The following is a 13933-nucleotide window of genomic DNA, read 5'->3' as shown; positions in this document are numbered from 1 at the left end:
GCTACATGATGGACCTTCGACGGGTGCAGGTGCTGCGGGTGCTGGCCGATCGCGGCACGGTCACCGCGGCGGCCGAAGCCCTTTACGTGACGCCATCCGCGGTGTCGCAGCAACTGCGCGCGCTCGCCGACGAACTCGGTGTCGAACTGCTCGTCCGTGACGGTCGTCGTGTGCGCCTCACCGCCGCCGCGCACGCCTTGCTGGAACACGCGGACGCGTTGCAGGAGCACTGGGAACGCGCTCGCGCGGATCTTGGCGGGTCTCGCCGGACCCTGCGCTTCTGCGGGGTTTCCTCGGCCATCGCCGCGTTGCTTTCGCCCGCCGCGGCGGCCATGCAAGCCCGCGAGCCGCGGCGCCGCATCGAACTCGTCGAGGAAGAGAGCGAGGAGTGCTTCCGGCTGCTGCTCGCCGAACAGGCCGATCTCGCGGTGGTTCTGCCGACCCCGGCGAGCCCGCCGGTCGACGATCCCCGCTTCGAGCAACGGATCCTGCACGAGGATCCGCAGGATCTGCTGGTGCCGGCCGGTCATCCGCTCGCCGGTCGCCGCGCGGTCACGCTCGCCGACGCCGCCGCCGAGCGCTGGATCGTCAAACCCCGCGAGAACGACACCTACGACCTGCTGCTCTCGGCGTGCGCCGCGGCGGGTTTCACGCCCGCGGTCGCGCACCAGGTGAAGGAGTGGTTCGCCATTTCGCGGCTGGTGGCCGACGGGCACGGCATCTGCCTGCTGCCGAGGATCGTGCCGGTCCCCGCCGAGCACGCGGTGACCAGGGTGCCGCTGACCGGGAACCCGCGGCCGGTCCGCAAGCTCATCGCCTGCCTGCGGCGGGGGAGCGCAGGCCAGCCGGACCTCGCCGAAGCGCTGGCCGTGCTGGCCGGGCTCGTGATATAGCTTTGTAAGCAAAGATGATTTGCTGACAAAGCAAAGGGAGTGTTGACCATGACCGTTCTTGTCACCGGCGCCCGCGGCAACATCGGCAGCAGGCTGGTCGCCGAACTGGCCGGACGCGGCCACCCGGTGCGTGCCTCGGCCCGCGACCTGACCGGGCTGACGCTGCCCGATGGAGTCGAGCCCGTGCGGTTGGACCTGCTGGATCCGCACAACGCCGACGCCGCGCTGGCCGGGATCGACGCGATCTTCCTGTACCCGACCCGGAAGGCGCCGACGGATTTTCTTGCGGCGGCGGAGAAAGCCGGAGTCGGGTACGTCGTGCTGCTGTCCTCTCCTGACGTCTTCGAGGGTGCGCCGGACAACCCGATCCGGGTCGGCCACCTCGCTGTCGAACGGGCGGTGCGCGAGTCGGGCCTGCCGCACACGGTGATCTACCCCAGTTGGCTGGCCAGCGACGCGCGTCGTGACTGGGGTGAGCAGATCCGCACCGGGGACCGCGTCGGCATCGCCCATCCGGAAGGCCAGTTCACCCCGATCCACGAGGACGACATCGCCGAGGTGGTCGCCGAACTGCTAACCACCGGCTGCTACCGCGGGCACTCGCTGACGCTCACCGGGCCGGAATCGCTGAGCCAGGCGGAGATCGTCGCGATACTGGCCGAGGAACTGTGCCGTCCGCTCGTGGTCGACGCGCTGACCAGGGAGCAGGCGCGAGAACGCCGCGAACCGTGGATGCCGGAAGCCGTCCTTGACCACCTGATCAGCGTCGCCGAACAGGCGGGCACCAGGCCGGCGCCGGTGAACAACACCGTCGAACGGTTCACCGGGCACCCGCCGCGTTCGTTCCGGCAGTGGGCGGCCGAGCACAAGGCAGAGTTTTCGGCGCGGGGTTGATCGCGACTCCCGCCTGCTCGACGATGGGGGGATGACTCCGCGCGAGACTCCGCCGTTCCGTGCCGATCACGTGGGCAGCCTGCTGCGTCCGCCCGCTCTCCGGGCCGCTCGCGAGAGAGCGTCGAAGGGGGAAATCGGCGCGGTCGAGCTGAGGACCGTGGAGGACGAGGCGATCCGCGAGGTGGTCGAGCTGCAGCGCGCCGCCGGGTTGCGATCGGCCACCGACGGGGAGTTCCGCCGCGGCTCGTGGCACATGGATTTCATCTACCGGCTGCGCGGGATCGGCAAGAGCGACGAGCAGCTGCACGTCACCTTCCACAACGACAAGGGCGATCTCGAGTTCAGCCCGTCGGCCTTCCGGGTGAACGGGAAGATCGGGCTGGACGAGGTCGTCTTCGCCGACGACTTCACCTACCTGAAGTCCACTGTGGACGAGAGTGTCACGCCGAAGCAGACCATCCCGTCACCGAGCATGGTCTACTACCGCGGCGGGCGGGCCGCGGTGGACGAGACGGTGTACCCGGACCTGGAGGAGTTCTACGCCGACCTGGCCACCGCCTACCGCCAGCAGATCGCGGGCATGGCCGGGCTCGGCTGCACCTATCTCCAGCTGGACGACACCAGCCTGGCCTACCTGAACGATCCCGAGCAGCGGGCCATGGTCGCCAGGATCGGCGGTGACCCGGACAAGCAGCACGTGCGCAACATCGCCACGATGAACGCCGCGCTGCGCGATCGGCCCGACGGACTGCGGGTGACCACGCACCTGTGCCGCGGCAACTTCCGCTCGTCGTGGGTCGCCGCCGGTGGGTACGACTTCGTGGCCGACGCGTTGTTCAACGAGCTGGAGGTGGACGGCTACTTCCTCGAGTTCGACGACGAGCGCTCGGGCGGGTTCGAGCCGCTTCGGTTCGTGCCCAAGGGAAAGCAGGTCGTGCTCGGCCTGGTCACCACCAAGCGCGGTACGCTGGAGAGCGTGGATTCCCTGCGCGCCAGGGTGGAGGCCGCGGCGAAGTACGTCGACATCGACCAGCTCTGCCTGTCACCGCAGTGCGGATTCTCCTCGACCGAGGAAGGCAACGACCTGACCCTCGACGAGCAGAAGGCGAAGCTGGAGCGGATCGTCGAAACGGCGGCCCTCATCTGGGGTTAGCGGGCGCGCGCCCCATTAGGGTGGGGATTCATCCGACTTTCGTCTGGCCGGTTTTGTCGGAAGCCGGTGCTTTTCCACGGTTCGCCCGCGATTCGTGACAATCTGTTCCCGCGTCGGCGCAGCTCGTTCCCCTCCCCGTCCCCAAGGAGCGAACCGTGCATTCCGTGCTGTCCAAAAGATTCAGAACCACCTTGCTGGGCCTCGGTTTTGCCGCCCTCGCGGCGGTTTCCGCGTTGCCCACGGCGCAGGCGGAGCCCGCGCGAACCCTGACCGCCGGCGAGCAGCGCGTGCTCGACCAGCAGCCGCTCGTCCGTGCGGCGGAAGTGCTGCGCGCCCGGCTGGCCGAAGCCGCCGGTGGTTACGCGGGCATCGTGCTCGAATCCTCGGATGTGGTGCTGTGGTGGAAAGGCGCGTCCACCCCGGCGGTCGGCGAGGCCGTGCGCGCGGCGAGTGCGTTCGCCCCGGTTCGTGTCGCTCCGGCCGCCTACACCGAAGCCGAACTCGACGCCGCCGCGGATCGCGTGAACCGTTGGCTGCAAGAGAATCCGGACTCCGGCGCATACGGCGTGAAGAGCCCCGGCGACGGCAGCGGACTGGTGCTCGCCGCCAAACCCGGCGTGATGACCACGTTCAGCGCGTTGAACGAGGTCGCCGATGTGCCGCTGCGCGTGCTGCACGAGGAACCGCTGGCGCCGGTGTCCCGTGGTGACGACGCCCCGCCGTGGAAGGGCGGCGCGCGCACCTGGAACCAGACCGCCGGCACCATCTGCACCGCCGGGTTCGGCGTGCGCAACGGTGCGGGCAACCAGTTCGTGCTGACCGCCGAGCACTGCGGGCAGAACGGGCACCGGATCACCGACGGCGTCGGCGAGTTCATCGGCAACGTCGGGCAGGGGCACAACGACCACGACATCGCGCTCATCCCGACTTCCCAGGCGAGCAACCGGATGTACGTCGGCGGCGGCAGCAGCAACACCACCGAGCAGGTGCTCGGCTGGACGCACGTTTTTGTCGGCCAGCTGCTCTGCCAGAGCGGGGTGACCAGCGCCGAGCAGACCGGGAACCCGGTGTGCGACCTGAAGGTGCTGTTCTTCTGGCAGGACGCCGAGGACCTGGTGGAGGTCGAGCAGCAGCAGGGCCAGCCGGGTGCGCGCGGCGGGGACAGCGGCGGTTCGGTCTACCTGAAGGTCGGTGGCGGGGTGCAGGCGGCGGGCACGGTGACCCGCGCGGCCGGGCCGCGGATGGGCTTCCAGGACTTCGCCACCGCCAACGCCGACTTCGGTGTCCGCATCCCCTGAGTTCAGGCCCCGGTGGTCGATCCCGGCCGGACGATCATCAGCACCACAACCACCGCCCACAGCAGGTTGAACACACCGGTGAGCATGCTGAGCCGGGTCGCCAGGCGGCCCGGCTCGGCCCTTTCCGGCAGGTCGAGCAGCTTGCGCTGACCGGGCAGGATGGCCGCCACCAGAATCCCGGCCGCGGCCGCGGTGAGCACCACCGAGACGAGCAGCCAGACGTCGGTGAGCACCCCGAGCGCGGCGCCGGTGGCCACGCCGAACACCGGGACCGCGATGCCGACCACGGTGTATCCGCGGCAGATCCGGTGCAGCAGCGCGCCTCCGCCTCCTCCGGCCCGCGCGTAGCGGGGGAACAGGGACGCGGCCACGGCGATCGGCCCGACCACCAGGATCGCCGCGAGCACGTGCACGGACAGCAGGAACTTGGTCAAGGGAGTAACCTCGCTACATGTAGGCAGCCAATATGTACCCTTCCTACTGTATTTATGGGTAGGCTGTCTACTCATGAGAGCGGACGCGGTGCGCGGGCACCTGGACGGACTGCTGCTCGCCGTGCTCGAACCGGGGCCGCTGCACGGGTACGCGATCATCGCCGCGGTGCAGCAGCGCAGTGCCGGCGCGCTGGAACTGCGCACCGGCACCATCTATCCGGCGCTGAACCGGCTGGAGCGGATCGGCCTGCTGCGCAGTGGCTGGCAGTCGGTCGGCGAGCGCAGGCGCCGGTGCTACGAGCTGACCGACGCGGGCAGGCGCGGCCTGGCCGCCGAACGCAGTGGCTGGGCCGAGTTCACCACCGCGATCGGCTCGGTGCTCAACCCGTCATGAGCAACGATCCTCTGGACGAATATGCCGCCGAGCTGTCGGCCGCGTTGCACGGTCCCGCGCGCGCCAAGGCCAGGATGGTCGGGGAGATCCGCGACGGACTGGCCGACGCGGTCGCCGAGCACGCCGCCGAAGGCCTGCCGCGCCGCGAGGCCGTCGAAGCCGCGGTGCGGGAGTTCGGCACCGTCGGGGAACTGGTGCCCAGCTGCCAGCGCGAGCTGACCATCGGGCAGACCAGAGCCACCTCGCGGGTGGTGGCCCTGACCGTGCCGGTGCTGATCGTCTGCTGGCTGGCTGTGTGGAGCGGCCACGAACTGCCCGAGGCCGCGCAGGCGCTGGCCGCGGTCGCGGTGGTCGCCGTGCTGGCGGCCGGGGTCACCCTGGTCACCACCGGCGCGCTGGCCCGGCGGCTGCCGATGCCGCCGCTGCTGCCGTTGGTGGCCGCCTGGACCGGGACCACCGCGAGCGTGGCGATGCCGCTGGCCACCGTGGTGCTCGTGGTCGCCGCGTCCGAGCACCGGGCCTGGCCGCTGGTGCTGCCCGCCGCGGTGCTCAGCGTGGTTTCACACGGGGTGGTGGCGGCCTCGGCCCGCGCCTGCCGCGAGTGCGCCCGTCAGCTCAGCGCGTCGTAGACCGCCTTGGCGTAGGTGGCGCTGCGGTCGGAGCCGATGATGCCCGGCCCCATCCGGTTCATCATGTAGGTCAGCGTCATCCGGCGGTCCAGGTCCATGATCACCATCGATCCGCCCCAGCCGCCCCAGAAGCAGATCCGCTCGTCCGGGATCCACGGCAGCACGTCCAGGCGTGGCAGGCCGAACCCGATGCCCCAGCGCAACGGGATGCCGAGGCCGAGGTCCACCCCGTTCACCTGCTCGTCGAAGATCAGCTCGATGGTGTCCTGGCCGAGCAGCCGCACCCCGTCGACGGTGCCGCCGCGGGGGATCACCGAGAGCAGACGCGCGAGCGACCTCGCGTTGCCGTGGCCGTTGACCGCGCCGAGTTCGGCCTTGCGCCACGCCGCGGTGTTCGCGACGGTCGGGTCGACCGCCGGTCCGGTCAGCGTTTTCACCATGATGTTGTCCGGGCCGAGCGCCTCGAAGTCCAGTTCCAAGGGTGGTGGCGGCACCACGTCGGCGATCCGGTGCCAGTCCGCTTCTTCGGCGCCCAGGCGGAAATCGGCGCCGAGCGGTCCGGCGAGTTCGTCGTCGGTGAACTGCTTCAACGGCTTCCCGCTCACCCGGCGGACCACCTCGCCGATCAGGTGCCCGAAGTTCGTCGCGTGGTAACCCGAGGCCGTGCCCGGCTCCCACCACGGCGCCTGCGCGGCCATGCGCGCGGTCGACCCGGCCACGTCGTAGAGGTCCTCGACGGTCGCGGGCTGTTCGAGGCCGGACACCCCGGAGGTGTGCGAGAGCAGGTGCCGGACCTCGACGTTTTCCTTGCCGTTCGCGGCGAACTCCGGCCAGTAGCGGGCGACCGGCGCGTAGAGGTCCAGCTGCCCGCGGTCGGCGAGCACCAGCGCGGCCAGGCTGGTCACGGTTTTGGTGGAGGACCAGACGTTCGTGATGGTGTGCTCGTCCCACGGGATGTTGCGTGCCTGGTCGCGGAACCCGCCCCAGAGATCGACGACGCGTTCGCCGTCGAGGTCGACCACCAGCGACGCGCCCAGCTCCTCGCCGGATTCGAGATTCTCCTCGAAGACTGCGCGCGCGGCGGCGAAGCGCGCGTCATGGGTACCGTGGACCAGGGTCATGATCATCTCCTCGAACGGGGCGGAGTTCCCTCGCTACGCTAAATCCTGCCGCCGGCGTAAGAGTCAAATAGCTGCGACCCGATCACAGGAGGCCGTCCATGCGCATCGGTGAACTGGCCAAGCGGGCGGGCGTGAGCGTGCGCGCGCTGCGGTACTACGAGGAGCAGGGCCTGCTCGCCTCGACGCGCACCGCGGGCGGGCAGCGGAAGTACGGCGAGCACGCGGTTCGGCAGGTCGAACTGATCCAGCAGCTCTACGCGGCCGGTTTGGCCAGCCGGACCATCTCCGGCCTGCTGCCGTGCGTGGTCAGCGGCGAGGTGACCCCCGAACTGCTCGACCGGCTCACCGCCGAACGCGACCGCATCGACGGCCAACTCGCGAACCTCCAGCAGACCAGGGACCGGCTCGACGACATCATCACCACCTCGGCCGTGGCGCGGGCCGTGGAGAGCCGGTGCGCCGGGGTCAGCCCTCGGTGATCTCCAGCTGCGCGGCGAGCATCGGCTTGAGCGAGCGCGCGTACTCCCGGTTCAGGTGGTCGGCGTCGTAGTAGACGACCACGTTGCCGATCACGCCGTGGCACTGCCTGGCGTCGCAGAAGTAGTCGGTCAGGTCGATCAGGCGGACGCCGGGGTTCCGGGTGGTGCGCGCGGCCTCGGTGAGCGGGTCCAGCGGTTGCGCGCGCTTGCGGTCCACGCCGCAGACCGCCGGGTTCTGCGCGTTGATGCTGACGCAGTCCGGCTGGCGGACGTCACCGTTGAGCGGCGGGTCGGCGAGCACGTACACCTTGGCCCCCGCCCCGGTCCACGCGCTCCAGTAGGTGCCGAGCCCTTCGCGGTACTGCGCCAGCTGAGTCCGGCCGCTGCCGTCGTCGGCGGTTTCCTGCCTGGCGTAGAACGAGGTGAACACGTAGGCGGGGCGTTCGGCGGCGATCGACGAGGCGAGATCACGTGACCAGTGCGTGCACTCCGGCACCTCGATGTCGCCGGAAGCCGTGGTCTCCCCGCGGAAGCCCCGGTAGGAGATGTCGGCCATCGGGCACGCGCCGAGCAGACCGAGCTTGACCACCCAGCCGTGCTCGCGCGCGATGTCGAACAGCGGGGCCTGCCATTGCTGCGCGTGCGAGTCGCCGACCAGCCAGGCGACCTTCGGCCGGGGCGCGCCATCGCTGAAGTCGCAGACGCTGACGGTTTTCGTTTCCCCGGCCAGGTGCGTGTTGAGCCATTCGCCGCATTCGGGCGGGCGCTGGTGGTACTCGCTCGACGGGCCGAGGTACGGCACCTTGGCCGGGCCGAACGGCGCCTCGCAACCGCTGTCCGGCGCGAGCGCGGCGGCGCCGTGGCAGACCTTCACCGTGTCGCGCTTCGCGGCCAGTTCGCTCTCGGCGACCTCGTCGTCGTAGGCCCAGGTGAGGCTGGTCGAAGCCAGCGCGATCACGGCCATGCCGGCGACCACCGCGGTGAAGGTGGTCCGCGCGCTGCGCGCCAGCGGCTGCCAGTTCAGGCCGCGGTCCTCCACGAGGAGCTTGGTCAGCCAGGCCAGCAGCACGGACACCGCCAGCAGGCCCAGTTGCTGCCACAGCGACAGGCGCGCCGAACCGAGCACGAACGGCGCGAGCACGATCAACGGCCAGTGCCACAGGTAGAGCGAATAGCTGATGCCACCGAGGAACTGCACGGGACGGGCCGCGGTGAACCTGGTGTGCCACTGGTCGCCGGGGCGCGTACCGCCCAGGATGACCAGCCCGGTGCCGACCGTGGGCAGCAGCGCCAGCCAGCCGGGGAACGGGCTGTGGTGGTCGAACAGCACCGCCGAACCGAGGATCAGCGCGAAACCCGCCGCCGAGGCGAGCGCGCGTTCCCGCTTCAGCAGCGGGATCTTCAGCGCGCACAACGCCAGCAGCGCGCCGATCGCGAACTCCCAGACGCGGACCGGGGTGACGAAGTACGCGGCTTCCTTGGCGGTCGCGGTGAGGTAGACGCAGTAGGCCAGCGAAGCGGACCCGGCGATGGCGATGCCGGTGGTCATCGCCCGCCACCCGCGCACGCGGAACAACAGCAGCAACAGCAGTGGCCAGAAGAGGTAGAACTGCTCCTCCACCGACAGCGACCAGTAGTGCTGGGCGAGGCTCGCCGAGGCGGACAGCGCCGAGTAGTCGACGGAATTGGCGGCGAGCAGCCAGTTCTGCACGTAGAAGGCGCTGGCCAGGATTTCCTGCGCGTTCGTCTCCCAGCGGGGGAAGGGGAGCACGAAGTAGGCGGTCAGCAGGCTGAAGAAGAGCACCAGCAGTGCCGCGGGCAGCAGCCGTCGCGCGCGCCGCGCGTAGAACTTGCCGAGCCGGATGCGCCCGGTGCGGCCCACCTCGCGACCCAGGTGCGAGGTGATCAGGAAGCCGGAGATCACAAAGAAGACGTCGACGCCGACGTAACCGCCGGTCAGCCCCGTTGGCCAGACGTGGTTGAACACCACCGCGAGCACCGCGATCGCCCGGAGCGCCTGGATGTCGGTCCGGAAGTGGGTCTGGGTCGCCAACGGGTCATCTTTCTCGGCTCACGGGCGGGGCAGGGGGTCATCCAACCGGACAGGGGCACGCGGACGCGAACTTCACTGCTGTGAGTTGGTCCACATCGTTCCAGGGCAACCTTTTGCGGCGTGCACGAACGGTCATGCCCGCCGACACGCGTCGCTATCGCCCCTGGTCGGTCAGCTGCCGGTGGCGCTGGGCAGCATCGCCGGGCAGCCGGTGGTGGCGTAGTCGGCGCTGTACTCGAAATGCCACTCTTCGTTCTCGTACCGGCGGCACCAGCCGAGCGCGGCCCCGTTGCGCTCCACCCAGGCCGCCGACGCCAGCGGCTGGATGTCCACCGCGATGCCCTGGACGTGCATGGACTTCTCCGGCGGCAGCACGTACCGCCCGGCCAGTTCCGCGTTGCCGAACTTCGCCACGGCCTGGTCGAACTCGCGCTGCTGCTGGGCCAGGCTGCGCTTGCTGTCCTGCACGCACAACTGGACGCCCTTCGCCCGCGCGGCCGAGCGGAGGCGGTCGAACGCGGCCTGGACGTCGGGGCGCAGACCGGCGGGCTGCTCGTCGACGTACCGCTTGTCCAGCGGGCAGACCGGTCCCGTTTCGGGCCCGGGGACCTCGGCGAGGATGGCTTCGGCACGGCCGGGTACCGGATCCTCGCCGAAGGTGACCTTGCCGGTGGCACCCAGCGTGACCACCGCGGCGATGGCGAGCACCAGTGCGGTCAGCGTGCTGATCAGGGTCCGTCTGTCTCCGGGGGTGGCCACCGCACCGATGGTAGCGACGGTGATCAGCGGCGGGCGACGTGCGGGAGGTCACGCGTGGCGGGCAGAACCGGGGTGAGTGCGGCGATCGCGAGCATGATCAGCGCGATGCCGGTGAACGCGTCGCCGTAGTGCTCCGCCAGCGTCGCGGCGCTGCCGGAGGTGCCGCTCGCGGTCACTGTCAGCAACACCGCCAGCCCGAACGCGCCGCCGAACTGCCGGGTGGTGTTCATCAGCCCGGAGGCCGCGCCCGCGTCGACCGGCTCGACCCCGGAGGTGACCGTTCTGGCCAGCGGGGTGCCCACCAGCCCGCCACCGATCGAGATCAGCACGGCCGGACCGAGGACGCCGTCGAGATAGGCACTGTCCGGCGTGATCCGGCTCTGCCACCAGAAACCGATCGCGCCGATCACCGCGCCCGCGGCGATGAGCGCCCTGGCCTGCACACGCCGCATCAGCCACGGCACCAGCCGGAGACCGACCACCAGCATCACCAGCGCGTGCGGCACGAACCCGAGCCCGGCCTGCGCGGCGCTGTAGCCCAGCACGTTCTGCATGGTCAGGGTGAGGAAGAACCACACCGGCACCTGGCTCGCCCCGGCCAGCAGCATGGCCAGATTGCCCCAGCCGACCCCGGGCAGGCCGAACAACCGCGGCGGGATCAGCGGCGACGCCGCGAACTTCCCCTCCACCACCACGAACGCGAGCAGCGCGACCGCCCCGCCCGCCAGCGGCAACGCCACCGACGGGTGACCCCAGTCGTGCTCGTGGGTCTGTGAGACGCCGAAGGTGAGCAGGGTCAGCCCGGTCGTGGCCAGCACCGCGCCCGGCAGGTCCAGCCGGACCCGGCCCCACGGCGTGTCCGCGGGCCGGGCGAGCACGCGCGCGGCGAAGTACAGCACCGGGATCCCGATCGGCACGTTGACCAGCAGCACCGACCGCCACGACAGGAACTCGGTGAACACCCCGCCGAGCAGGTTGCCCGAGGCGCCGCCGACCAGCGCCACCGCGGTGGAGATGGTCAGCGCCCGCGTCCGGCGGGGACCTTCGGGGAACGACGTGGTCAGCATGGTCACCGCCAGCGGCGCGAGCACGGCCGCGCCCGCGCCCTGCGCGGCCCGCGCCGCGATCAGCATCGCCGGTGCGGTGGCCAGCCCGCCGACCAGGCTCGCCGCGGTGAACACGGCGAGCCCGGCCAGGAACACCCGCCGGTGGCCGTGGATGTCGGCGAGCCTGCCGCCGAACAGCAGCAACCCGGCGAAGGCCAGCGTGTAGCTGTTGACCACCCATTGCAGGCTCGCCGGCGCGAAGCCGAGCTCCGCCCGCATCGACGGCAGCGCGACGGTGATCACGGAGGTGTCGAACACCACCAGGAAGTGCGCGACGCAGGCCAGCACCAGCGCGGTGGTGGCGGTGCTTCGAACGGTGGTGGTCACCTTGCGGCGGCGGTCTTCCGGATGTTGATGTAGTTGCCACCGATCCAGTCGTTGAAAGTGGCGGTCTCGGCGGGGATGCTGACGTCGAAGCCGCACTCCCTCGCCCTCGGCACGGAGAAGCTGAAGTCGCCGTTGGGACGCAGGAAGAACACGCTGGAGGTGCGGCTGCTGCCGACCCGCTTGTCCGCGCCGGGCGCGGCCACGTGGTGCTTGGGCGCCTTGATCCGGCCGTCGGCCACCAGGGTGGCCACCGCGCCGCAGAACACCAGCACCGCGCCCGGTCGCGCCGGAATGTCCACATAGGACCCGCCGACCTCGACCTGCAGGCTGACGAAGCCGTTCGCGCACGGGGTCTGGTGGATCAGGGTGACGATCGACAGGTCGTAGTGCGGGGCCATCCGGAGCGGCTGCTCCTCGGCGACGCGGTCCTCCGGCACCTCGGGGAAGTACCGCAGCCGCAACAGCGGTTCGCAGTCGAGGAAGGCGTCCATGCCCTCGACCGGCTCGGCGCCCGCCGTGGTCAGCACCTGCCGCGCGACCTCCTGCGAAGCCCGGTACATCCGCGCGAAGTAGTCCTCCCACGCCTGCTCGAACTCCGGCGTGGGGAACAGGTTGTCCGCCGTGCCCATCGAGTACGACATCGAGTAGTCGGTGTACTTGCCGGTGTTCGTGATCTGCGCGGTGCTCTCCGACTCCAGTCCGGCGTAACCTCGCCGGATGGTCGGGATCGGCGTCATCACGGCCCTCTTCTCGGCCTCGGTGCCGTGGTCGAAGAAGTCGACCGCGACCTCACGCGCCGGGGCGTGGTCGGCTTCGTCGAGCCCGCTGCCCTCGAGGTAGAACACGCCCTTCTCGCTCAGCGCGCGGCGGAACTCCTCCTGGTGCAGCCCCGCGCGCAACTCGGTCAGATCGAAGGTGGGCACGGTCGTGTCCGTCATCTGCTCAGCTCCTTCAACGCCTCCGCCAGGCGCTCGACTTCGGTTTCGGTGTTGTGGAAATGCGTGGACACCCGCAGCAGCGGGCGTTCGGGCGGCCCGGTCACCGGTACCTCGATCCGGAACCGGCGCCACAGTTCGCGGCTCAACCCGGGGCCGGTGCCCGGCGGCAGCGCGAACGCGGTCATCGCGCCGGACAGCTCCGGGTGCTCCGGCGTCACCGGCTCCAGTCCGTGCCGGCCGCTGAGGCGTTCACGGGTGAACGCCGCCAACTCGCGTGCGCGCGCCCGGACGCGCTCGTGCCCGAACCCGGCCTGGAAGTCGATCGCGTCCGGCACGGCCAGCCATGGGCACAGGTCTCGCGTGCCCTCGCATTCGAGGTTGCGCAGCCGGGGAGTGCTGCCGAATTCCGTGCGTTCGTCGGGTGCGTGACCGTCGGGCCCGTGGTAGCCCCAGCTCACCTGCGCGGGCTGGAGCACGTCGGCCTGGTCGTCGCCGAAGTGAAGGAAACCGACGCCGGTCGGGGCCAGCAGCCATTTGTGCCCGCTGCCCGCGTAGTAGTCGCACGGCAGGTTGTCGAGGTCCAGACCAGTGAATCCCGGCGCCTGCGCTCCGTCGACCACGGTCAGGATGCCGCGGCGGTGTGCTTCTTCGCACAGCCGCGCGGTGGGCATTACCAGGCCGGTCGCGGATACCACGTGGCTGAAGAAGAACAGCCGGGTGCGGGGGCCCATCGCGGCCGCGGCGGCCTCGACGACCTCCTCGGGATCGGTCGGCTGAGCCGGCAGCCGAAAGGTCCGGACCACTGCGCCCTGCCGCCGCGCCGCCCGCTCCCAGCACCACCGCATGGGGGCGTATTCCTGGTCGGTGAGCAGGATTTCCGCGCCGCGCGCCAGGCGCACCGACGAGGCCACCAGGTTGACCGCGCCGGTCACGTTGGTGGTGAAAGCCAGCCGGTGCGGGCGCGTGCCCACGTATTCGGCCAGGCGCTCGCGCGCGGTCCAGAGCAGCGAAGGCAGCTGCCGCGAGAGGAAGTCCATCGGCCCGGCGGCCAACCGCGTACGCAGTGCGGTGACCCGGTCGAACACCGGACGCGGCAGCCTGCCGCAGGAACCGGTGTTGAGATTGATCACGGCCGGGTCGCGAAGCACCTGGTCACGGGCGCTCGCCCAGGCTTTCGCGACCATGCGCGGCTCTCCCCGGATAGGTATAAACGACGGCGGGAAAAATGCGCGTCCGTGCATTCTGCGAACGCGTCGAACCGGGCGTGGATAAAGCCATTCCGCAAAGAGGCCGCGGTGTCACGGCGAACTGTCGGATGGCGCCCTCAGTCGATGTCGAAAGGCTACCAGTCGGCTCCGCGAGTTGGCAAAGAAAAACCGGACAGCGGGTGATGTCACTGGCGTCCGCAGGGGGTCCGACCTGGAGAAATCCCTTGTGTGCAGCCGATTCGCGCGC

Annotated in this window: 14 protein-coding genes; 7 read left to right on the top strand and 7 right to left on the bottom strand. The window is 70.3% G+C overall.

All coding sequences use genetic code 11. The features are described 5' to 3' along the window. The first annotated feature begins 5 nt into the window (after window positions 1-5). The 4 genes from YIM_RS39080 (at window position 6) to YIM_RS39065 (ending at window position 4238) form a co-directional block, all read left to right on the top strand. On the top strand, window positions 6-893 hold the full coding sequence (locus YIM_RS39080) for a LysR family transcriptional regulator (protein ID WP_153035156.1): 888 nt from the start codon (window positions 6-8) through the stop codon (window positions 891-893). A 48-nt stretch (window positions 894-941) separates the two neighbouring features. Beyond that, window positions 942-1787, top strand: a complete 846-nt coding sequence (locus tag YIM_RS39075) for an SDR family oxidoreductase (protein WP_153035155.1) — start codon at window positions 942-944, stop codon at window positions 1785-1787. 31 nt (window positions 1788-1818) lie between these two features. Beyond that, on the top strand, window positions 1819-2940 hold the full coding sequence (locus YIM_RS39070) for a 5-methyltetrahydropteroyltriglutamate--homocysteine S-methyltransferase (protein WP_153035154.1): 1122 nt from the start codon (window positions 1819-1821) through the stop codon (window positions 2938-2940). 155 nt (window positions 2941-3095) lie between these two features. Then, on the top strand, window positions 3096-4238 hold the full coding sequence (locus tag YIM_RS39065; protein WP_228004300.1) for a S1 family peptidase: 1143 nt from the start codon (window positions 3096-3098) through the stop codon (window positions 4236-4238). 2 nt (window positions 4239-4240) lie between these two features. Here the strand turns inward: YIM_RS39065 and YIM_RS39060 are convergent, their stop codons facing one another. Next, a complete protein-coding gene (locus tag YIM_RS39060) occupies window positions 4241-4672 on the bottom strand; it encodes a hypothetical protein (RefSeq protein WP_153035153.1) in 432 nt (143 codons plus the stop codon). 73 nt (window positions 4673-4745) lie between these two features. Here YIM_RS39060 and YIM_RS39055 point away from each other — a divergent pair, with 73 nt between their 5' ends. Beyond that, on the top strand, window positions 4746-5066 hold the full coding sequence (locus tag YIM_RS39055) for a helix-turn-helix transcriptional regulator (protein ID WP_153035152.1): 321 nt from the start codon (window positions 4746-4748) through the stop codon (window positions 5064-5066). Further along, the gene (locus YIM_RS39050; protein ID WP_153035151.1) at window positions 5063-5695 is read left to right on the top strand and encodes a permease prefix domain 1-containing protein; all 633 of its coding nucleotides are present in this window, start codon (window positions 5063-5065) and stop codon (window positions 5693-5695) included. Before YIM_RS39055 ends, YIM_RS39050 begins: the two co-directional genes overlap by 4 nt. Here YIM_RS39050 and YIM_RS39045 read toward each other — a convergent pair. After that, window positions 5677-6816, bottom strand: a complete 1140-nt coding sequence (locus tag YIM_RS39045; RefSeq protein ID WP_153035150.1) for a serine hydrolase domain-containing protein — start codon at window positions 6814-6816, stop codon at window positions 5677-5679. The genes YIM_RS39050 and YIM_RS39045 overlap by 19 nt on opposite strands. Before the next feature lie 98 nt (window positions 6817-6914). Between YIM_RS39045 and YIM_RS39040 the strand changes: the two genes are divergently transcribed. Next, window positions 6915-7295: a MerR family transcriptional regulator gene (locus YIM_RS39040; RefSeq protein ID WP_153035149.1), complete on the top strand. Its 381-nt coding sequence runs from the start codon at window positions 6915-6917 to the stop codon at window positions 7293-7295. Here YIM_RS39040 and YIM_RS39035 read toward each other — a convergent pair. From YIM_RS39035 to YIM_RS39015, 5 genes are all read right to left on the bottom strand, one after another. Further along, a complete protein-coding gene (locus tag YIM_RS39035) occupies window positions 7282-9348 on the bottom strand; it encodes an acyltransferase family protein (protein ID WP_153035148.1) in 2067 nt (688 codons plus the stop codon). The genes YIM_RS39040 and YIM_RS39035 overlap by 14 nt on opposite strands. A gap of 171 nt (window positions 9349-9519) precedes the next feature. Then, on the bottom strand, window positions 9520-10107 hold the full coding sequence (locus YIM_RS39030) for a D-alanyl-D-alanine carboxypeptidase family protein (protein ID WP_228004299.1): 588 nt from the start codon (window positions 10105-10107) through the stop codon (window positions 9520-9522). Window positions 10108-10130: 23 nt separating this feature from the next. Next, the gene (locus tag YIM_RS39025; RefSeq protein ID WP_153035147.1) at window positions 10131-11540 is read right to left on the bottom strand and encodes an MFS transporter; all 1410 of its coding nucleotides are present in this window, start codon (window positions 11538-11540) and stop codon (window positions 10131-10133) included. After that, complete coding sequence (locus tag YIM_RS39020; protein WP_153035146.1) at window positions 11537-12478, bottom strand: 2OG-Fe(II) oxygenase family protein; 942 nt, start codon at window positions 12476-12478, stop codon at window positions 11537-11539. The genes YIM_RS39025 and YIM_RS39020 overlap by 4 nt, the downstream gene beginning before the upstream one ends. Next, window positions 12475-13662 carry an aminotransferase class V-fold PLP-dependent enzyme gene (locus tag YIM_RS39015; protein WP_153035145.1) on the bottom strand — a complete coding sequence of 396 codons (1188 nt, stop codon included), beginning with the start codon at window positions 13660-13662 and terminating at the stop codon, window positions 12475-12477. Before YIM_RS39015 ends, YIM_RS39020 begins: the two co-directional genes overlap by 4 nt. Window positions 13663-13933 lie beyond the last annotated feature (271 nt).

Source organism: Amycolatopsis sp. YIM 10, assembly GCF_009429145.1.
Lineage (GTDB): Bacteria > Actinomycetota > Actinomycetes > Mycobacteriales > Pseudonocardiaceae > Amycolatopsis.
Note: the sequence above shows the minus strand (reverse complement) of the source record. Positions and strands in the feature narration are given on the sequence as shown.

Coding starts and splice junctions, on each gene's coding strand:
- YIM_RS39080 (WP_153035156.1), top strand. CDS start 6: ATGATGGACCTTCGACGGGTGCAGGTGCTGCGGGTGCTGGCCGATCGC.
- YIM_RS39075 (WP_153035155.1), top strand. CDS start 942: ATGACCGTTCTTGTCACCGGCGCCCGCGGCAACATCGGCAGCAGGCTG.
- YIM_RS39070 (WP_153035154.1), top strand. CDS start 1,819: ATGACTCCGCGCGAGACTCCGCCGTTCCGTGCCGATCACGTGGGCAGC.
- YIM_RS39055 (WP_153035152.1), top strand. CDS start 4,746: ATGAGAGCGGACGCGGTGCGCGGGCACCTGGACGGACTGCTGCTCGCC.
- YIM_RS39050 (WP_153035151.1), top strand. CDS start 5,063: ATGAGCAACGATCCTCTGGACGAATATGCCGCCGAGCTGTCGGCCGCG.
- YIM_RS39045 (WP_153035150.1), bottom strand. CDS start 6,816: ATGACCCTGGTCCACGGTACCCATGACGCGCGCTTCGCCGCCGCGCGC.
- YIM_RS39040 (WP_153035149.1), top strand. CDS start 6,915: ATGCGCATCGGTGAACTGGCCAAGCGGGCGGGCGTGAGCGTGCGCGCG.
- YIM_RS39020 (WP_153035146.1), bottom strand. CDS start 12,478: ATGACGGACACGACCGTGCCCACCTTCGATCTGACCGAGTTGCGCGCG.
- YIM_RS39015 (WP_153035145.1), bottom strand. CDS start 13,662: ATGGTCGCGAAAGCCTGGGCGAGCGCCCGTGACCAGGTGCTTCGCGAC.